The 19407-nt window shown below is 70.7% G+C and carries 15 protein-coding genes and 1 pseudogene; 11 read left to right on the plus strand and 5 right to left on the minus strand.

All coding sequences use genetic code 11. The annotated features are described in order from the left end of the window. The 5 genes and pseudogenes from ABGB10_RS22375 to ABGB10_RS22395 all read left to right on the plus strand — a co-directional run. Window positions 1-119: pseudogene (locus ABGB10_RS22375) on the plus strand (IS30 family transposase); the annotation flags it as partial. Between the two features lie 286 nt (window positions 120-405). Beyond that, on the plus strand, window positions 406-1590 hold the full coding sequence (locus ABGB10_RS22380) for a zinc-dependent alcohol dehydrogenase (protein ID WP_347662850.1): 1185 nt from the start codon (window positions 406-408) through the stop codon (window positions 1588-1590). A 55-nt stretch (window positions 1591-1645) separates the two neighbouring features. Next, a complete protein-coding gene (locus ABGB10_RS22385; RefSeq protein ID WP_347662851.1) occupies window positions 1646-2575 on the plus strand; it encodes an SDR family NAD(P)-dependent oxidoreductase in 930 nt (309 codons plus the stop codon). A gap of 113 nt (window positions 2576-2688) precedes the next feature. Next, entirely contained in the window at window positions 2689-3693 is a 1005-nt protein-coding gene (locus ABGB10_RS22390; protein WP_347662852.1) for a serine hydrolase, read from the plus strand. Between the two features lie 112 nt (window positions 3694-3805). After that, window positions 3806-4948, plus strand: coding sequence for an MBL fold metallo-hydrolase (locus ABGB10_RS22395; protein ID WP_347662853.1), 1143 nt, complete (start codon window positions 3806-3808; stop codon window positions 4946-4948). 69 nt (window positions 4949-5017) lie between these two features. Here ABGB10_RS22395 and dgt read toward each other — a convergent pair whose 3' ends face one another. Further along, window positions 5018-6529, minus strand: coding sequence for a dGTP triphosphohydrolase (gene dgt, locus ABGB10_RS22400; protein ID WP_347662854.1), 1512 nt, complete (start codon window positions 6527-6529; stop codon window positions 5018-5020). Window positions 6530-6684: 155 nt separating this feature from the next. On the opposite strand from dgt, the gene ABGB10_RS22405 reads away from it, so the two are divergent. Both ABGB10_RS22405 and ABGB10_RS22410 read left to right on the plus strand, forming a co-directional pair. Beyond that, the gene (locus ABGB10_RS22405) at window positions 6685-9108 is read left to right on the plus strand and encodes a Tex family protein (RefSeq protein ID WP_347662855.1); all 2424 of its coding nucleotides are present in this window, start codon (window positions 6685-6687) and stop codon (window positions 9106-9108) included. Window positions 9109-9515: 407 nt separating this feature from the next. Next, complete coding sequence (locus tag ABGB10_RS22410) at window positions 9516-9941, plus strand: hypothetical protein (RefSeq protein WP_347662856.1); 426 nt, start codon at window positions 9516-9518, stop codon at window positions 9939-9941. Here ABGB10_RS22410 and ABGB10_RS22415 read toward each other — a convergent pair. Beyond that, complete coding sequence (locus ABGB10_RS22415) at window positions 9913-10128, minus strand: hypothetical protein (RefSeq protein WP_347662857.1); 216 nt, start codon at window positions 10126-10128, stop codon at window positions 9913-9915. The two genes, ABGB10_RS22410 and ABGB10_RS22415, sit on opposite strands and share 29 nt — an antisense overlap. A 176-nt stretch (window positions 10129-10304) precedes the next feature. On the opposite strand from ABGB10_RS22415, the gene ABGB10_RS22420 reads away from it, so the two are divergent. The 4 genes from ABGB10_RS22420 (at window position 10305) to ABGB10_RS22435 (ending at window position 15860) form a co-directional block, all read left to right on the plus strand. Continuing rightward, entirely contained in the window at window positions 10305-11312 is a 1008-nt protein-coding gene (locus ABGB10_RS22420; RefSeq protein WP_347662858.1) for a hypothetical protein, read from the plus strand. Next, window positions 11281-12384 carry an NAD-dependent epimerase/dehydratase family protein gene (locus ABGB10_RS22425; RefSeq protein WP_347662859.1) on the plus strand — a complete coding sequence of 368 codons (1104 nt, stop codon included), beginning with the start codon at window positions 11281-11283 and terminating at the stop codon, window positions 12382-12384. The genes ABGB10_RS22420 and ABGB10_RS22425 overlap by 32 nt, the downstream gene beginning before the upstream one ends. Window positions 12385-12483: 99 nt before the next feature. Then, entirely contained in the window at window positions 12484-13734 is a 1251-nt protein-coding gene (locus ABGB10_RS22430; RefSeq protein ID WP_347662860.1) for a glycosyltransferase family 4 protein, read from the plus strand. Between the two features lie 251 nt (window positions 13735-13985). Beyond that, window positions 13986-15860 carry a nucleoside-diphosphate sugar epimerase/dehydratase gene (locus ABGB10_RS22435; RefSeq protein WP_347662861.1) on the plus strand — a complete coding sequence of 625 codons (1875 nt, stop codon included), beginning with the start codon at window positions 13986-13988 and terminating at the stop codon, window positions 15858-15860. A 206-nt stretch (window positions 15861-16066) separates the two neighbouring features. Here ABGB10_RS22435 and wecB read toward each other — a convergent pair whose 3' ends face one another. From wecB to ABGB10_RS22450, 3 genes are read right to left on the minus strand one after another with little or no spacing between them, the layout of a single operon-like run. Continuing rightward, window positions 16067-17191 carry a UDP-N-acetylglucosamine 2-epimerase (non-hydrolyzing) gene (gene wecB / locus ABGB10_RS22440; RefSeq protein ID WP_347662862.1) on the minus strand — a complete coding sequence of 375 codons (1125 nt, stop codon included), beginning with the start codon at window positions 17189-17191 and terminating at the stop codon, window positions 16067-16069. Continuing rightward, a complete protein-coding gene (locus tag ABGB10_RS22445; RefSeq protein WP_347662863.1) occupies window positions 17188-18327 on the minus strand; it encodes a capsular biosynthesis protein in 1140 nt (379 codons plus the stop codon). The genes wecB and ABGB10_RS22445 overlap by 4 nt, the downstream gene beginning before the upstream one ends. After that, window positions 18321-19361 carry an SDR family NAD(P)-dependent oxidoreductase gene (locus tag ABGB10_RS22450; protein WP_347662864.1) on the minus strand — a complete coding sequence of 347 codons (1041 nt, stop codon included), beginning with the start codon at window positions 19359-19361 and terminating at the stop codon, window positions 18321-18323. The genes ABGB10_RS22445 and ABGB10_RS22450 overlap by 7 nt, the downstream gene beginning before the upstream one ends. Between the last annotated feature and the right edge of the window lie 46 nt (window positions 19362-19407).

The following is a 19407-nucleotide window of genomic DNA, read 5'->3' on the forward strand; positions in this document are numbered from 1 at the left end:
GGACCCAGGACGACCTCGACGCGGTCGCCCGCGAACTCAACGGACGACCACGCCAAACTCTCGACTGGCAGAATCCAGCCGAGGTACTCCACAAACACCTGGTTGCAACAGCCGCTTGAAACCGCCGGCCTCGGATGCCGCGACTTCAAGGAACGCGAGTGGATCAACTCAATCTCGGCAGAGACGGCCCAACCGTCACCGGCGTAGGGATGAGCCTGACCGCCAAGACCCTGGGGACGGTCACCCCAGCCCCCAGCCCCCAGCCCCTCAGCGCCCCAGCCCTCACCGCAACCCACCGCTGAAGCTGCGGCAAGCCCTTGAGACAGGCCAGGGACGGGCGGCCGGTTCAAGTGCCCGAGCCCGGGTAGCAGTCTTTCGAGACGGCGGTGAGAAGGGATGAGGGACATGAAGGCACTGACCTGGCAGGGCAAGCGGGACGTACGGGTCGAGGAGGTGCCGGACCCTCGGATCGAGGCGCCGACCGACGCGATCGTGAAGATCACGTCGACCGCGATCTGCGGCTCCGATCTGCATCTGTACGAGGTGCTCGGGCCGTACCTGAAGCCTGGTGACGTGCTGGGCCACGAGCCGATGGGCATCGTCGAGGAGGTCGGGTCGGAGGTGACCGGGCTCGAGCCCGGCGACCGGGTGGTGGTGCCGTTCAACATCTCCTGCGGGAGCTGCTGGATGTGCCGGCGTCAGCTCTTCGCCCAGTGCGAGACCACCCAGGTCACCGGCGAGGGTAAGGGTGCGGCCCTGTTCGGTTACACGTCGCTGTACGGGTCGGTGCCGGGCGGGCAGGCCGAGTACCTGCGCGTGCCGCAGGCCCAGTTCGGGCCGATCAAGATTCCGGAGACCGGCGCGGACGAGCGCTACCTGTACCTGTCCGACATCCTGCCGACCGCCTGGCAGGCGGTGAAGTACGCCGACACCCCGCCCGGGGGCACCCTGGCCGTCTTCGGGTTGGGCCCGGTCGGGCAGTTCTGCGCACGCATCGGTCGTCACCTCGGGGCGGGCCGGGTGATCGGGTTGGACCTGGTGCCGGAGCGGCTGGAGTTGGCTCGTCGGCACGGCATCGAGGTGCTCGACGTCCGCGAGTTGTCCGACGTGCCGGGCGCGCTGATCGACCTGGTGGACGGGCGCGGCCCGGACGCGGTGATCGACGCGGTCGGGATGGAGGCGCACGGTTCGCCGGGCGGCAAACTGGCCCACGCCGCCGTCGGGCTGCTGCCGGACAAGCTGGCCCAGACGATGACCGACCGGGTCGGCATGGACCGGCTGTCCGTTCTGCATGCCGCGGTCAAGGGGGTCCGCCGCGGTGGCACCGTGTCGGTCTCCGGCGTGTACGGCGGCGAGGCGGACCCGATGCCGCTGATGGAGATGTTCGACCGGGGCATCCAACTGCGGATGGGGCAGTGCCACGTTCGCCGGTGGACCGACGAGATCCTGCCGCTGCTGGCCCGCGACGATGATCCGCTGGGCGTCGAGGACCTGCGTACCCATCGGCTGCCGCTGGCCCGGGCGCCGCAGGCGTACGAGATGTTCCAGAAGAAGGAGGACGGCTGCATCAAGGTCGTGCTCGAACCATGAGTGCGAGGAGTGAGCCGGGGTTGCGAGCCCCGCAGTCACGAATACAGCCGGTGCCGTGAGTCAGGTGGTGGTGGTCGTCGGCGCGACCAGCGGGATCGGCCGGGCGACGGCCCGGGCGTTCGCCGAGCGCGGCGACCGCCTCGTCCTGGCCGCCCGCGCCGCCACGACCCTGGCCGAGGTACGCGGGGAGTGCGCCGCCGTCGACGTACTGACCGTGCCGACCGACGTCACCGAGCCGGGCGCGTTGGACGCGCTCGCCGACGCGGCACTGGACCGCTTCGGTCGCGTCGACGTGTGGGTGCACACGGCGGCGGTGATGGCCTACGGTCGCTTCGACGAGCTGCCCGGGCGGGTCTTCGACCAGGTGGTGCGCACCGACCTGCTCGGCACCGCCGGCTCGGTACGGGTGGCGCTGCGGCACTTCCGGGCGACCGGGGCGGGCACGGTGATCCTCACCGGCTCGCTGCTCGGGCATGTCACCGCGCCGTACATGAGCGCGTACGTGGCGAGCAAGTGGGGGTTGCAGGGTCTGGTCCGGACGGTGCAGCAGGAGCTGCGCGACAGCCCGGAGATCCGGCTGTGTCTGGTCAATCCGGGCAGCGTGGACACTCCCGTGTACCAGCAGGCGGCCAACTATCTGGGTTGGGTCGGGCGACCTCCGCCGCTGGTCGCCAGCCCGCAGCGGGTGGCCCGGGCCATCGTGGACTGTGTGGACCGGCCCCGCCGGGAGGTCTCCGTGGGCCGGCTCAACGTGGTGCTGCGGGCCGGCTTCACCGTCCTGCCGGGGGTCTACGACGTCCTCGTCGGCCCGTTGATGCGACTGGCCGGCCTGAGTGGACGGTCGGTCGCCGCGCACGACGGTAGTGTCTTCGCCCCCAACCCGGCCGGAGAGGCGGTCCGCGGCGGACACCTGCCTGACCTGCGGCAGCTCGTCCGCCACGTGTCCGGTCCGGTCGGCGCCGTGCTGCGTCGACGGTTCGGCTGACCTGTTCGGAACTGTTCGGGACTGTGTTCGGGGGCATCGTGCATCGATCAACTCGCCTAGGGTGGTGGGCCAGCAAGCGCTCTGGCGCACCACGATGGGGGAGACGATTGACCATGCGACTGAACCGTAGGACGGCACTCGGGTTGGGCACGGTGGCCACCGCCGGCACGGTGCTGGGCGCTGCCGCCCCGGCGAGCGCCGCCGAGGCCACCGAGGCCGCACCGACAACCCCCGCTCGGGCCGCCCGTCGGGTCGCCACCGTCTTCAGCAAGCACAGTGCCGAGGCCGGCGGCAACTGGCAGGCGTACGTCAGCGTCGCCGACCCGGCCGGTACGCCGGTGGTCGCGGTGGAGGCTGACGCGGACCGACGGATCGAGGCGTACAGCGTCAACAAGATCGCCGTCGCGACGGCGGTGCTGGACAAGGTCGACCGGGGGCTGCTCACCCTGGACCAGCAGGTCGAGGTGAGCGCGGCGATCGTCGTGCCCGGCGGTGACGGCATCTTCAGCCTGGACGGGGCGTACCCCAGCCTGGTGACTCTCGGGCACGTGCTGGCCAACCTGCTGACCGTCTCGGACGACACGGCGGTACGGCTGTGCGGTCTGGTCGCGCCGGCCGCCGAGATCAACTCCATCCTGGTCGCCAAGGGTTTCCCGAACACCCAGGTCCAGCCGGTGGCCAACCCGAACCGGTTCTTCCTCGGCACCAGCACCCCCCGGGAGACGCACGACCTGCTGCGCGCCCTGGTCGCCGGCACGCTGCTCTCCCCCGCCTCGACCACGTACCTGTTGGGCCTCCTGCGTTCGCCGGTGGCGTTCACCGACGGCATCCGGCGCACCATGTCCTCGGACGAGCGGGCCCGGATCGCCACCAAGGCCGGCTGGTTCGCCGACGCCCGGCACGAGGCCGGCGTGATCTTCGACCGCTCCGGTGCGGCGGTGCTCACCTACGCGCTCTTCGCGGACGGGCAGGCCAACCCGGAGGACTTCGGCGCCACCCACCCGGCGGTGCAGGCCCGGGCAGCCATGGGCCCCAAGTTCCTGGCCGCGGTGGACCGGATCGCGGGCGTGGGCAGGACGTTCCGGATCACCGCCCGGCGGCCCAGTAACGGCGGCTGACCGCGATTCCGGGTCGGTCGCCGTTGGCGCGACCGACCCGGCCTGGCGACCGCCGGGGCACGGGTCGGTCCGGGTGACTACCGTGTAGGGCGGACACGTCGGAGGGACGGCAATGGCACGAGCGCAGAGCACGGATGTCGAACGGTCGCTCGGGCGGCGGATGCGGGGGGCGGCCGGGCTGGCGGCGCTGGCCGGCCTGGCCTGGGTTGCCCGGGATGTGCCGGCGGCGCTCGGCGGCCGGCTCAGCGGGGCCCGGGCCGAACGCGCGGCCCGCTCGCCCCAGTTTCGCGACGGCACCTTCCACAACCAGGCCGGCACCCGCACGATGGTCGCCGAGCCGGGCCGCAACCTGCTCCGCGAGCTGATCTTCGGCAAGCAGAAGCGGCGCCCGACCACATCCGTGCCGCTGCTGCGCCCCAGCGCACCGCACAACGTCGACACCGCCGACGAGCTGAACATCGTCTGGTACGGCCACGCTTCGACGCTGATCGAGATCGAGGGCCGGCGGGTGCTGCTCGACCCGGTGTGGAGCGAGCGGTGCTCCCCCTCCGGGCTGGTGGGTCCTCGCCGGCTGCACGAACCACCGGTGGGCATCGACGAACTGCCCCCGCTGGACGCCATCCTGATCTCGCACGACCACTACGACCACCTCGACATGCCCACCGTGCGGGCGCTGCTCGCCGGGCAGTCCGCACCGTTCCTGGTCCCGCTCGGGGTGGGGGCGCACCTGGACCGCTGGGGCGTACCCGCCGAGCGGATCATCGAGCTGGACTGGTCCGAGTCGCACCGGGTCGCCGGGTTGGAGATCACCGCGACCGCCGCCCAGCACTTCTCCGGCCGGGGGCTGCGCCGCGACGGCACGCTCTGGAGCTCCTGGGTGGTGGCCGGGGCCCGCCGCAAGGTCTTCTACACCGGCGACTCGGGTTACTTCGACGGGTACGCGGCGATCGGCGCCGAGCACGGGCCGTTCGACGTGACGCTGATGCAGATCGGCGCGTACGACCGGGCCTGGCCGACCATCCACATGTTCCCCGAGGAGGCGGTCGACGCCCACGTCGACCTGCGCGGCGGGCTGTTCGTCCCGGTGCACTGGGCGACGTTCAACCTGGCCCTGCACGACTGGTCCGAGCCGGTCGACCGGCTGTGGGCCGAGGCGAAGGCCCGCGACGTACGCCTCGCCGTGCCCCGCCCCGGCGAGCGGGTGGTGGTCGACGAGCCGCCCGCCGTCGACGGCTGGTGGCAGTCGGTCGCCTGAGCTGAAAGGAAGGGCCCCTTATTAACGCCTGGCGTTAATAAGGGGCCCTTCCTTTCAGCTCAGCTTGGGTCAGAGCACGAAGGCGTCGGTCCAGAGGGCGCCGGAGCGGCCGGAGAGCGCGTCCAGCATGGCCACCGCCTGCCCGTCGGTGAGCTGCGCGACGAAGTCCACGATGGCCCGCCCCCGGGCGCGGCCGATCCGGTCCGGGATCCGCGGGTGCAGCTCGGCCTCGGCCAACTCGACCAGGTCGTGCAGTCGGCGGGGCAGCCGGGACTCCTCCTCCGAGTCGAGCAGCCACTCCCAGAGGGCCTCGACCAGGGTGCCCAGCAGCCGGGCCTGGCCGCGCTGGTGCAGGGCGAGATCCGGGCGGGCCAGCACGAACCGGTGGTGGACGAACTTGAGCACCTGCACCTCGTGCCACTGCGCGCAGCCCAGCAGCACGTACCCGGAACGCACCGACGGCTGGTCGGTCACGGTGATCGCCTCGACGAAGCGGGTGGACCAACGGGCGGAGAACCGCGCCACGTACTGCTCGGCCTCGATCGAGCCGTCGAACGGCATCGCCAGCAGCCCGTCGACCAGCTCCTCCCGGACGTGCTCGACGGCGGCGGCGAACGCGTCGTCGTCGGCGATCCAGGCGTCCTTGCGGTGCAGTTGTCGACGCAACCGTTCGATCGCCGCCCCGGGTCGCCGCGCCGCCGTGGCCAACGCCGCGTCGGTGATCGCCCGGAAGTGCCCACTCTCGCGCTGCCACGCCATCAACTCGGCGGACACCGACCCCTGTTGGAGCACACCTACCCGGTAGAAGTCCTCCACGTCGTGGATGGCGTACGCGATGTCGTCGGCGGTGTCCATCACCGACGCCTCCACGGTCTGCTGCCAGTCCGGGATGCGGCTGGCGAACGGCTCCCGAGCCTGACGCAGGTCGTCCAGCTCGGTCCGGTACGCGCCGAACTTCGACGAACCGCTCTCCGGGTCGTCCGGTGGCGGGGTGGCCCCGCGCGGCGGCGGGTCCATCGTGCGCGGGTGCGGGTCGGGGTGGTCCAGCCGGGTCCACGGGTACTTCAGCATCGCCGCGCGGACCGCGGCGGTCAGGTCCAGCCCGGTGGTGGCCGCGCCGCGGATCTCGGTGCTGGTGACGATCCGGTACGACTGGGCGTTGCCCTCGAAACCGTCGGCCAGGCCGAGGCGCTGGCGGGCCAGCCGGTCCAGCACCCGCTCCCCCAGGTGCCCGAACGGCGGGTGGCCGAGGTCGTGGGCGAGCGCCGCGGCCTCCACCACGTCGGGGTCGAGGCCACCAAGCTTGTCCAGCAGGTCACGCCACCGGTCATCGGCCGTCAGCCGCTCGGCGATCGCCCGAGCCACCTGGGCGACCTTGAGGCTGTGGGTGAGCCGGTTGTGCACCAGCAGCCCGGAGCCGACCGGGCTGATGACCTGCGTGACACCGCCGAGGCGGGCGAAGAACGGCGAGCCGACGATCCGGTCCCGGTCGGCGCGGAACGGGTTGGCCGTCAGATCGCCGAGGGCCCGGGCGCTGCCGCCGAAGAGCCGCCGGGCGCGCGGCTCCGCAGGTGTTTCCATGATCGCCACGCTAGCGCAGGCCGGGCGGGACCGCCGCCGGGTCACCCGGCCGGGCGCGCCGGTTCGGTCCTCCGCCCCGGCCGGGCGCGGCGACAGCGACCGGGGCCGCCCGGCAGAATGCAGACGGTACCCACTCCCGAAGGCGGATCGAGATCGTGACCCAGTCTGTTCATCAGCGGATCGCCGACGAGCTCGGCGTGGCCGAGCGTCAGGTGCGGGCGGCCGTGGAGCTGCTCGACGGCGGCGCCACCGTGCCGTTCATCGCCCGCTACCGCAAGGAGGCCACCGGCCTGCTCGACGACACCCAGCTGCGCACCCTGGAGGAGCGACTGCGCTACCTGCGCGAGCTGGACGAACGACGGGCCGCGGTGCTGGAGTCGATCCGCACCCAGGGCAAGCTCGACGAGGCCCTGGAAGCGCAGATCATGGCCGCCGACTCGAAGTCCCGCCTGGAGGACATCTACCTGCCGTACAAGCCCAAGCGACGGACCCGGGCGCAGATCGCCCGTGAGGCCGGGTTGGCCCCGCTGGCCGAGTCGCTGCTGGCCGACCCCACCCAGGACCCACGGGCCACCGCCGCCGGGTTCGTCGACGAGGACAGGGGCGTCGCCGACGCCGCCGCCGCGCTGGAGGGCGCGCGGGCCATCCTCATCGAGACCTTCGCGGAAGACGCCGACCTCATCGGCACGCTGCGCGAGCAGATGTGGTCGCGGGGCCGCCTGGCTTCCCGGGTACGCGACGGCCAGGAGACCGCCGGCGCCAAGTTCGCCGACTACTTCGACTTCTCCGAGCCGTACCCGAAGTTGCCCTCGCACCGGATCCTGGCCATGTTCCGGGGCGAGAAGGAGGGCGTGCTCGACCTGACCATGGAACCGGAGGAGGCCGGCGAGGCGGACGCCGTACCGACCGGCCCGACCCGGTACGAGGCGGCCATCGCTGGCCGGTTCGGGGTGTCCGACGCCGGTCGCCCGGCCGACCGCTGGCTGGCCGACACCGTGCGCTGGGCGTGGCGTACCCGGATCCTCATCCACCTCGGCGCGGACCTGCGGATGCGGCTGTGGCAGGCGGCCGAGGAGGAGGCGGTACGGGTCTTCGCCACCAACCTGCGTGACCTGCTGCTGGCCGCGCCAGCCGGTACCCGGCCCACGATGGGTCTGGACCCGGGCCTGCGGACCGGTGTGAAGGTGGCCGTGGTGGACGCCACCGGCAAGGTGCTCGCCACCGACACGATCTACCCGCACGAGCCACGTCGGCAGTGGGACGCCTCGATCGAGACCCTGGCCCGGTTGGCCGGGGCGCACGGGGTGGAGTTGATCGCGATCGGCAACGGCACCGCCTCGCGGGAGACCGACAAGCTGGCCGGCGACCTGATCAAGCGGCATCCGCAGCTCAACCTGACCAAGGTGATGGTTTCCGAGGCGGGCGCCTCGGTCTACTCCGCGTCCGCGTACGCCTCGCAGGAGCTGCCCGGGATGGACGTGTCGCTGCGCGGCGCGGTCTCCATCGCCCGCCGCCTCCAGGACCCCCTCGCCGAACTGGTCAAGATCGACCCGCGCTCGATCGGGGTCGGCCAGTACCAGCACGACCTCTCCGAGGTGAAGCTGTCCCGGTCGCTGGACGCAGTCGTGGAGGACTGCGTCAACGCCGTCGGGGTGGACGTCAACACCGCCTCCGCGCCGCTGTTGACCCGGGTCTCCGGAATCGGGGCCGGGCTCGCGGAGAACATCGTGCTGCACCGGGACGCCAACGGGCCGTTCCGGTCGCGTACCGAGCTGAAGAAGGTGGCCCGGCTCGGGCCGAAGGCGTTCGAGCAGTGCGCCGGCTTCCTGCGCATCCCGGACGGCGACGACCCGCTGGATTCGTCGAGCGTGCACCCGGAGGCGTACCCGGTGGTGCGCCGAATCCTCTCCAGCACCGGTCAGGACCTGCGCTCGGTGATCGGCAGGAGCGGCATCCTGCGAGGGCTGCGGGCCACCGACTTCGTCGACGATCGGTTCGGCCTGCCCACCGTCACCGACATCCTCGCCGAGTTGGAGAAGCCGGGCCGGGACCCACGGCCGGAGTTCCGCACCGCCACCTTCGTGGAGGGCGTGGAGAAGATCGGCGACCTGACGCCGGGCATGGTGCTCGAGGGCGTGGTCACCAACGTGGCCGCGTTCGGTGCGTTCGTCGACGTCGGGGTGCACCAGGACGGGCTGGTGCACGTATCGGCCATGTCGCGGACCTTCGTGAAGGACCCCCGCGAGGTGGTGAAGTCCGGTGACGTGGTCAAGGTCCGGGTGCTCGACGTGGACGTACCCCGCAAGCGCATCTCGCTGACCCTGCGCCTGGAGGACGAGCCGGCCACCGCCGGTGGTGGTGGTCGGACGAGCCAGGAGGGACGCGGCGGCCCGGCGCAGCGCGGACCGCAGGGCGGTCGCGGCGGGCAGCCGGGCGGACGTGGTTCGCAGGACCAGCGCGGCGGCCAGGACCAGCGCGGCAGCCAGGGCCGACGCGGCGGTCAGCAGGGTCGCGGCAGCGGGCCGGCGCCGGCCAACGACGCGATGGCCGAGGCCCTGCGCCGCGCCGGGCTGGCCTGACCGATCAGCCCACTCGGCCCCTCGGCCCTCGGCCCCTCGGCCCCTCGGCCCTCGATCGCGGGGCCGGGTGGCCCGGGGGCCGACGGCGGGGTGGCCGGCCCTTTGGAGCTGATGCCGTAAACGAATCGCGGGTTGATGTCGCCAACGATTCAGCTCCAAAGGGCGGCCGGAGCGATCCGGCGGCGGAAGCGACCAGTGCAGCGCGAGGATGAAACCGGCTCGCGTGCTGGTGGGGTTGGGGGCGGGTGTGGGACCGGTGCCGGCACGTGCGCCGGGACGATCCCGCCGACAGGTGGATCCACTTCGACCTGATGCCGGGCAACCTGCTGGTCCGCGACGGTCGTCTGACCGCGCGGCGCACCCTGCGGGCCGTACTCGACTGAGTCGGGTCGCGTACCGTCGGCGTCGTGGGTGAGGGCGACGGCCGGGAGTGGCGGGATCGGCAGCGGCAGGCGGTGCGGGCGCACGCCGACGCGGCCGCGCGGCAGCGGGCCGCCGAGCAGGCCGAGGCGGCGAAGCTGGTGGCCTGGTTCGTGGCCGAGGCGACCCAGCGAGGGCTACGCACCACCCGGCTGGTCGCCCGGGGATACGACGGGCGCGGGCGCTACCGGACCAGGCTGACCGGCTGGTACGTCGACCGGGCCGAGACCCGGGCGGTGGACGTGGATGGCCGGTTCCACCTGCTGACCGTGCCGGGCGGTCTGCGGGCTCGGCTTTTCGGCGTCGACCCGCAGCCCAGCCCGGCGCCGTTGGTGGTCGGGGCGGGTGGCCGCGACGGTGAGTCGATCCCGTTGCGGACGTTGCTCACCCGGCTGCTGAACGACGGGGCCTGACCAGGCTCCACCACCAGACCCGCCGCACCACGAGCGTGAGCAGGCCGACCACCTCGTCCCAGACGCGGTAGGCGGCCACCGTCACGTCCGCCGCAGCCGGCAGGGTGACTGACGAGGTCAGCGCCCGCACCGGCTGCCCGGGTGTCTTCGGCGGCACCGCGAGCGGTTTCAGCTGCGTGCTCCACACCGAATACCGGCAACAGTCGTTTGTCCATAGTAGCGACCTCCTATGATTGATTCATCCATCTATGACCGGTTCAACCCAAAGGCTCAAGTGGTGAATCTCGTACATATTCAAGAGGATCCTCACTTCTTTTCGTCAGGAACCACGCCATGCTGAGTGTTCCGCTCGCTGGCGGAGTCGTGCTCGCCCTCGTCGTCGGCTCCCTGTTGCAGCCAGTGATCCTTCACCTGCTGAGAGCGGCCGCAGTTCTCGACATACCGTCGGAGCGGTCCTCGCACAGCACACCGATCCCGCGCGGCGGCGGCGTGGGAGTCGCCGCGGCGGCAGGCCTCGCACTTCTCCTGAACGAGCACGCCCGATCCATCGCCGTACCGCTGCTCTTCTTCGCGGCGATCGGGCTCCTGGAGGATCTCCGGGGTGTCCCGATCCGCAGCCGACTGCTTCTGCAGTTGGTCGCCGGCGTGGGCACGGCCCTGGTCCTGGTGCCCGTTGGGCAGGCGTGGTACGTCCACGCGTTTCTGGTATTCGCCCTGGCGGCTTGGCTGACCTCGTATGTGAACGCCTTCAACTTCATGGACGGCATCAACGGCATCTCGGCCATGCACGCGATCCTCGGCGGAATGGTGTACGCCGTGCTCGGAGTGCTCACGGACCTTCCGCTGCTGACCGCGGCCGGCAGTCTGATCGCCGCCGCATCCCTGACATTCCTGCCCTGGAACGCCTGGGTCGCGAAGGTCTTTCTCGGTGATGTCGGGTCGTACGCCCTCGGCGGCGCGCTCGCCACGATTGCCGCTTACGCCGTCGTTCGCGGCACCCCGCCGGAGGCAGCCGCGGCGCCACTCGCCCTCTATCTCGCCGACACGGGCTGGACGCTCCTGTGCCGTATCCGCAACGGCGAGGCCTGGCATCGCCCGCACCGCCACCATGCCTACCAACGGCTGACCGACGGCGGATGGTCACATCAGCGGGTCACCGTGGCGACGGCCGTCGCTTCGGCGGCCGTGGCCGGCTGCCTGGTTGCCGCGTCCTTCAGCGGGCCAATCGCCCGTGCCGCACTGGACGCCACGGCCGTCGCGATCCTCGCCGCCTACCTCGCTGCCCCCGCGTGGCTGGCCGCCCAGCGGCGCCAGCCTTCGTCGGAAGGAAGGACGATCCATGCCAGAACTGTCAGCTCAACGAGCCGGTGACCTTGCCGGCCACTCGGGGAGCCGGCCGATCAACAAGGTCGCGGTGCTCGGCAGCAGCGGCTTCGTCGGCCGAGCGGTCGTCGCCGAGTTGCGCAACAGAGGCGTCAAGGTCCAGCCCGTCGCCACGCCGCGCTTGTCGTGGCCGCTCACCCAGGCTCTCCGTACCGATTCGGTGCCGGCAGGTCTCCACGAGGATGTCGTCGACGCACTCGCCGCACAGCTCGACGGCGCCCAGATCGTGATCAACACGGCCGGGCTACCGAACGGGTCCGCCCCGGACAGCGCGGAGTTGTACGGCGGAAACTCGCTGCTACCCACCCTGGTCGCCCGAGCCAGTGCTCTGGTCAACGCCAGGCGTCTGGTCCACGTCAGTTCCGCGGCGGCGCAGGGCGCGATGGAGCTCGACGAAACATCGCTGACGATGCCCTTCTCGCCGTACTCTCGCTCGAAGGCGATGGGTGAACGCCTGCTTCAGCGTGAGGACTGCATCGATGCGGTCATCTACCGGTCGACCTGGGTGCACGACGTGGATCGGCCGAACACCCGCGCGCTTATCCGGCTCGCACAGTCGCGCGCGAGCTGCGTCGCCGGGGACGGCACCGCACCAACGCCCCAGGTTCTCATCGACGATGTCGCCGCAGCGATCACCCATCTCGGGCTCCTCAACGGACCAGTGCCGCCCATCGTTCTCCAGCCTTACAACGGCATGACGACCGGGCTCCTGCTCCGCCTTCTCGGCGGTCGCGAGCCACTGCACCTCCCACCACGGGTGGCGCGGTACGCGACGCGCTGCTTCACCGCGTACGGGCGGACGAGTCTGAACGCCAACGCGCATGCCCGTCGCGTGGAGATGCTCCTGTTCGGTAAGCGGCAGACGCCGGGCTGGCTCGCCGACCAAGGGCTGGCGCCCCAGCTGCGCCCCGAGGCATGGGAGCGGCTGAGGAACTCCGGGACCGGGCCGGCACCCGCCTCGTCATCGAGCGCCGAGGCCCTCGCTCGACCGAGAACAGGTGACTCGCAACCGCACGACGCCAGCGGAGCGGACGCGGCCAACCGGTATCTGACGAAGTAGATCCGCTTCAACAGAAAGGTTCTCCATGACTCTCGCCCTCGTGTCGGGCTCGGCTGGCCTGATCGGTTCCTTGGCTGCTCCAGCTGCGGTGACATCGCGGTGAGAATCGGGATCATCACGCAGTGGTACGACCCCGAGGGTGGCTCTGCCGTTCTGCCGGGGATCATCAGTCGGTCGCTCGTCGCACTTGGGCACGAGGTGCACGTGCTCACCGGCTTCCCGAACTATCCGTCCGGCCAGCTGGCTCCGGGGTACCGGATCCGTCCGTACCGGTTCGAGAAGATGAACGGAGTCTCGGTGCACCGGGTGCCGCTGGTACCCAGCCACGACCGGTCAGCAGTCAGAAGGGCCGCCAACTATCTCAGCTTCGCGGCCTCGGCGGCGGCCCGGCTGGACCTGCTCCGCAAAGTCGACGTGTGGCTGGTCTACTCCTCGCCGGCGACTGTCGCGCTGCCCGCGATGATGGCCCGTTGGCTGCACGGACGCCCGTACGTGATCCTCATGGAGGATCTCTGGCCGGACACCCTGGCGGAGAGCGACTACGTCCGCCCTGGCCGTCGCACCGACCTGATAGTCCGATTGCTCACCCGGTTCTGCGACTCGGCGCATCGGAACGCGTCGTCGGTGGCCGTCATCACCCCGGGCATGGCCGACATCCTGAACAGCCGCGGAGTCCCGCGAGACAAACTGTCCGTTGTCTACAACTGGGTCGACGAGCGGGTCTTCCGCCCGAGAAAGCCCGATCCGCAGATGGCGGCCGCCCTCGGACTGCAGGGCTTCGTCGTCATGTACGCGGGCAGCATGGGAAACCTCCAGGGGCTCGATGTCGCCGTCGACGCACTGGAGCATCTCGCCGACATCCCGGACCTGACGCTCGTGTTCGCCGGCAGCGGCGTGGAAGAGCGCCGGCTACGCGAATCGGCCGCGCGGTACGCACCCGGCCGGGTGGTCTTCCTCGGCCAGCAGCCGCTCGAGCGGATGGTCGAGCTGATGCCACTTGGGGACGTCCAGTTGATCTCCCTGCGCGACCAGCCCTTCCTCCGCTCGGTCATGCCCAGCAAGGTGCAGAGCACCCTCGCGTGCGGCCGTCCCATCGTCGCTGCCCTGGCGGGTGACGCGGCCCGACTCGTCGACGAGTCCGGCGCCGGGTTCGTCGCTCCACCCGGCGACCCCTACGCCCTGGCCGACGCGATCCGTCGAATGTACGAGTTGGGCGCCGAGAAACGTGAAGAGCTGGGCCGCAGCGGCCGGCAGTTCTACCTGGAACGGCTCTCGGAGCGGGTCGGCAGCGTTGCCCTCGCCCGGCACCTGGAGAAGGCGGTCCGGGACCACGTCCCGGCCGATCGGTGACCACCGCGCCGGTGGCGCCACCGAACCCGGCAACTCACCCGGCGGAACCCGTGGGCGAAACCGGACGGCGGCAGCTCTGACCGCGACAGCGGCCAGGCTCACTGGGCGGCCAACAGGATAGCCGGACCTTCGGCTCAGATAACCCGAAAACGGCCTACAGAGCCGCTTAGCCCTGTAACAAGGACAAGGAGCACAAAGCTCCTTCTGCCGGGCGGCGGAAGTAGTCGGAAGACGGGACAGGGAGCCAGTACATGCCCCAGGACACGGAGCACACGGAGCGGCCGGACCAGCGCACCCGGCGGGCCAGGGCCCGCCGGCGCGCCATCGGATTTCTCGCGGCCGACACCATCGCCTGGGTCGGCGGTCTGGTAGCGGCCGCGTGGACCCGGTTCGAGTTCCAGCTCCCTCCGGGCCAGCTCGGCCGGGCCGCAGCGGTCGGACTGGCTGCGGCGATCCTGCACGTGGCGGTGGCGGCGTTGCGCCGGCTCTACTCCGGACGGCACCCGCTGGGCAGCCTTCAGGAGGTCCAGGGCGTCGCCGGCACCACCATCACCACGGCGGCCATCCTGCTGCTCGGGCTGCTGCCGTCCGGCGACCGGCCAGTTCCGGCGAGCACCCCGGTGGTCGGCGGCGCACTCGCGCTGCTGCTCATGCTCGGCACCCGGTTCATGTACCGGCACCGACGCGACCTCGCCATGCGCCCGAATGTCAGGTCGTCAACGCCGGTGCTGCTGTTCGGGATGGGTGACGCGGGTCAGGGGTTGCTCCGCGCCATGCTCAGCGACCCGCGCGGCCGGTACCTACCGGTCGGCGCGCTCGACGACGACCCCGACAAGCGTGACCTGCGCATCGGCGGGGTGCGTGTGCTGGGTGGACGGCTCGATGTTGCCGCCTCGGTCCGGCGTACCGGCGCCACCGCCGTCATCTTCTCGGTGGCCAACGCGGACGCCGCGCTGATCCGCCAGATCCGCGAGGCCACCCTTGAGGCCGGCGCGGTCTTCAAGGTGCTGCCCCCGGTGCGGGACCTGGTCGACCACCGGATCACCGTCACCGACGTCCGGGACGTGCAGATCGACGACCTGCTCGGCCGCCGTCAGGTGGTCGGTGACCTGCCGCTGAGCACCAACAGCCTGACCGGGCGGCGGATCCTCGTCACCGGCGCCGGCGGGTCGATCGGCTCCGAACTCTGCCGCCAGGTGATGAAGGCCAACCCGGGTGAACTGATGATGTTGGACCGGGACGAGTCGGCCCTGCACAGCCTCCAGATGTCGCTCGCCGGCCGGGCCATGTTGGACGGCCCCGAGCTGATCCTCGCCGACCTGCGGGACGACGAGGGTATTCGGCGGATCATCCGGGAGCGCCGACCGGAGGTCATCTTCCACGCGGCGGCGCTCAAGCACCTGACCCTGCTGCAGCGACACCCGGGCGAGGCGGTCAAGACGAACGTCTGGGGCACCCTGTCGGTGCTGGACGCCTGCCAGGATGTGGCGAAGTTCGTCAACATCTCCACCGACAAGGCAGCCAACCCGATCAGCGTCCTTGGCTACTCGAAGCGCATCACCGAACAGTTGACCACGCACGCCGCGTCCCGGTTCCCGGGTACGTTCCTCAGCGTTCGCTTCGGCAACGTGCTGAGCAGCCGCGGCTCGGTGGTGACGGCCTTCCAGCGGCAGATCGAGGCCGGAAAGCCGCTGACCGTCACCCACCCGGACGTCACCCGCTATCTGATGACCGTTCAGGAGGCCGTCCACCTGGTGCTTCAGGCCGCCGAGATCGGCCGTGACGGCGAGGCACTGGTGCTCGACATGGGCGAACCGGTCCGGATCGTCGACCTGGCGCGTCAGATGGCCGAGCAGGCCGCCAGCTCCGTGCCCATCGTCTACACCGGCCTGCGGCCCGGCGAGAAGCTGCACGAGGACCTGCTCGGGATTGGTGAAGTCGACACCCGACCGTTCCATCCCCTGGTGTCCCACGTGGCCGTGCCGCCGCTCGACCCGATGGAGGTCAGCGGGCTGGACCCGTACGACGACGCGGCGAAGATCGTCGAGCATCTCGCACTGCTCTGCGCCCAGCCGGTCGGTCCGGTGGTGAAGGGCCCGCGGGGCGTACCCCTGCAGTCGCACTGATCTGATCGAACCCGCCGCTGCGGCGGCGACGAACGGGGTGACGCCGCGCGGCGTCACCCCGTTCCGTTCACCCGGGGAGGGTGCCCCTCTGTCACGGCGCATCCCGTGCGCGCGGCCGGGGGCCAGAACTCCAGCAGGGTCCGGACGCACAGAGACCAGGGCTGGCGATCACGGGTTCGTGATCGCCAGCCCTGGTGCCCAGCTGATCAGCGGCGAATGCCCGCCCAGTCGTGGTGCCGGCGCACGGTGGAGAGGATGAAATCCACTACCCGTCGGGAGGTGTCGGGCACCTGGTAGTCGACCGGGCAGGGCACACCTTGCGCGGCGACCTGCGCCACCATCACCTCGACCGCCTCGACCACGCCCTGCGGGTCGAGGCCGGTCATGATGATGCCGCCGGCGTCGAGCGCCTCAGGGCGTTCGATCGACTCGCGCAGCGTCACCGCGGGGAAGCCGAGGACGGCGGCCTCCTCGCTGATCGTCCCGCTGTCCGACAGGGTGCAGAACGCCTTCGTCTGCAAATGCACGTAGTCCAGCAAGCCGAACGGGTCGTGGAAGGCGATGCCGTCCAGTGCGGTGGCATCCGGGGCCAGCGCCTCCAGCCGCTTACGGGTGCGCGGGTGGGTGGAGACCAGCACCGGGAAACCCCACCGGTCGCGAACCGCGACCAGGCAGTCCAGCAGCCGCTGGAGCCGCTCGGGGCGGTCCACGTTCTCCTCCCGGTGCGCGCTCACCAGGAAGTAGCGGCCCTGGGCGAGTTCCAGTTGACGCAGGATGTTCGAGCTGGCGATCGGCGTCCGGTAGTGCTCCAGCACCTCCCGCATGGGCGAGCCGGTGTGCAGGATGCGGCGTGGGTGCAGGCCCTCGGCGAGCAGGTTGCGCCGGGCGTGTTCGGTGTAGACGAGGTTGAAGTCGGCCACGTGGTCGACCAGGCGTCGGTTCGTCTCCTCCGGCACGTTCAGGTCGAAGCACCGGTTGCCGGCCTCCATGTGGTAGACCGGCACCCGCATCCGGCGGGCCATCAGCGCGGCGATGCAGCTGTTGGTGTCACCGAGCACCAGCAACGCGTCAGGTCGCTCCTCGGCGATCGCTGCCTCCATGCCAACGAGCACTCCACCGAGGACCCGCCCCAGCGATGAGGTATCAACGCGGAGAAAGCGGTCCGGCTCCCGCAGGCGCAATTCCTTGAAGAACACGTCCGACAGGTTGCTGTCCCAGTTCTGCCCGGTGTGCACCAGCGTGTGATCCACCGTGTCGTCGAGTCGAGCGATCACCCGGGAGAGCCTGATGATCTCGGGTCGGGTGCCGACCACAGTCATGATCCGGGTCATGCCCGTCCTCTCGCTGCTGCCACCAGTGGCGCCGACCGGGCCGCCTCCACCGGCTCCGCCCAGGTGTCCGGCCGGTCCGGGTCGAAGAGCTCGTTGGTCCAGAACATCGTCACCAGTTCGTCCGCACCGGTGTTCACCAGCTTGTGCACCCACATGGTGGGCATGTCGATGAGGGCTGGCTCGGCGCCGCTCACCGGGAACCGCAGCACCTCGGAGTCGCCGACCCGGCGCAGGCTGATCTCGGCCGAGCCGCGCAGCACCACGAACCGCTCCACCTTTGCCAGGTGGAAGTGTTCTCCCCGGGTGATGCCGGGCCGGGTAGTGGAGCAGAACGACTGCCCTGCCCCTCCGTGCGCCTTGACCGTCTCGACCAGTTCGCCGCGGGCGTCGGCTCGCCGGGGCAGCGCCATCGGGTAGTGCGCCGGGAAGCAGTGCGACCGGTACGTGTTGAACAGCCGCACGTCGTGCCGGCTCAGCAGGGACGGGATCTCCCCGGTCCGGTACGTCGCGGCCATCCCGGTGAGCCGGTCCGCCAGAGCCTGGACGCCGATACGCAGCGCCGGCATGGCCGGATCCCACGATCCACCGTTGGGCACCCCGATGAGCCGGGCGGCAGCGTCGGTGACGTGCACCAGGCTCAGCTCACGATCGGCGTGCACCTCGGGCCACCCACCCTCGGCGAGCAACCGGCAGAAGGTCGCCACCGCCGAGTTGTAGTACGGCCGTCCGTGCTCGCCGTACAGGTTCGGCAGCAACACGTCGTCGAGGTCAACGCCGGTGTCCGCCAGCACCCGCGCGGCAGCGGCCTTGGCGTCGCCGTACGGCGTGCCGTTGCCGGCCTGCACCGAATTGGCGTAGACCACCCGCGCCGGCGGGTTCGCGCAGTGCTTGAGCCCATCGGCGAGCTGGGTGGCGAGCTGGACGTTGCCGGCGGCGACCTCGGCCGGCTCTCCCCGGTTGACGCCGGCCAGGTGCAGCAGGCGGTCGTGGCCGGCGACCTTCGCCGCGATCACGCCGGGGTCGGCCAGGTCGGCGCGGCTGAGCACGGTCGGCTCCGGCCAGCGGAGCACGCGCAGCAGCACCCGGACGTGCCAGCCGAGAAAGCCTCCGCCGCCGGTGACGGCAAGCTTCAGCACGCCAACACCGGGTCCCTCAGCGCCAACTCCGCGCGCACCTCGGGCAGCGTCTTCAGCAACTCGACAAGCTCGGGTACGCCGAGCTGCGGCGCGTTCGACGAGTTGAAGTCCTCGGTCAGCCCGGCACCGAACTCGCCCTCGGAGACGTAGAGCGCGTAGTTGAGATCACGACCGTCCAGCGGCACCCGGAGAAAGTCCCCGAAGTCCTCGGCCTGGACGAGTTCCTCACGGCTGGCCAGCGTCTCGGCCTGCTTCTCGCCGTGCCGTATGCCGATCACATCGAGCTTGGCGGGCACGTCGAAGAGTTGACACACCGCCTCGGCCAGGTCACCGACAGTGCACGCCGCAGCCTTGCGAATGAAGATGTCACCGGGCCGGGCGTTCTGGAAGGCGTGCTCGACCAGCTCGACCGAGTCGGCCAACGACATGACGAACCGGGTCATTCCCGGGTCGGTCACGGTAGGCGCCCGGCCCGCCTTGATCTGCTCGATGAAGAGCGGGATCACCGACCCACGCGAGTACATGACGTTGCCGTATCGGACGCAGGAGACCGTGGTGGCGCTGGTCGGGTTGTTCCGGGCGTGCGCCTGGGCGACCTTCTCCATCATCGCCTTACTCATGCCCATCGCGTTGACCGGGTAGACGGCCTTGTCGGTGCTGAGCACCACCACCGAGCCGACACCGTTACGCTCGGCGGCCTCGACGACATTGCTGCTGCCCAGCACGTTCGTCCGTACCGCCTCAAGGGGAAAGAACTCGCACGACGGCACCTGCTTGAGCGCGGCGGCGTGGAAGATGTAGTCGATGCCTCGGCTGGCCTTGAGCACCGAGTCGTAGTCCCGGATGTCCCCGACGTGGTAGCGGACCCGCTCGTCGCCGAGCAGCCGTCGCATCGCGTCCTGCTTGGCCTCGTCGCGGCTGAGCACGCGCACCTCGCCGACGCCGCGTGCGAGGAGCCGGCGAACCATGGTCTGGCCGAAGGAACCCGTACCGCCGGTGATGAGCACGCGGCGTCCGGTGGTCGATGAAGTCACTGAAGCTCCGTTCGTCGGTGCGGCGGTAACGGCCAGGCCACACGAG

The sequence above is a fragment of the Micromonospora sp. B9E7 genome (genome assembly GCF_039871815.1).
Taxonomy (GTDB): Bacteria; Actinomycetota; Actinomycetes; order Mycobacteriales; family Micromonosporaceae; genus Micromonospora.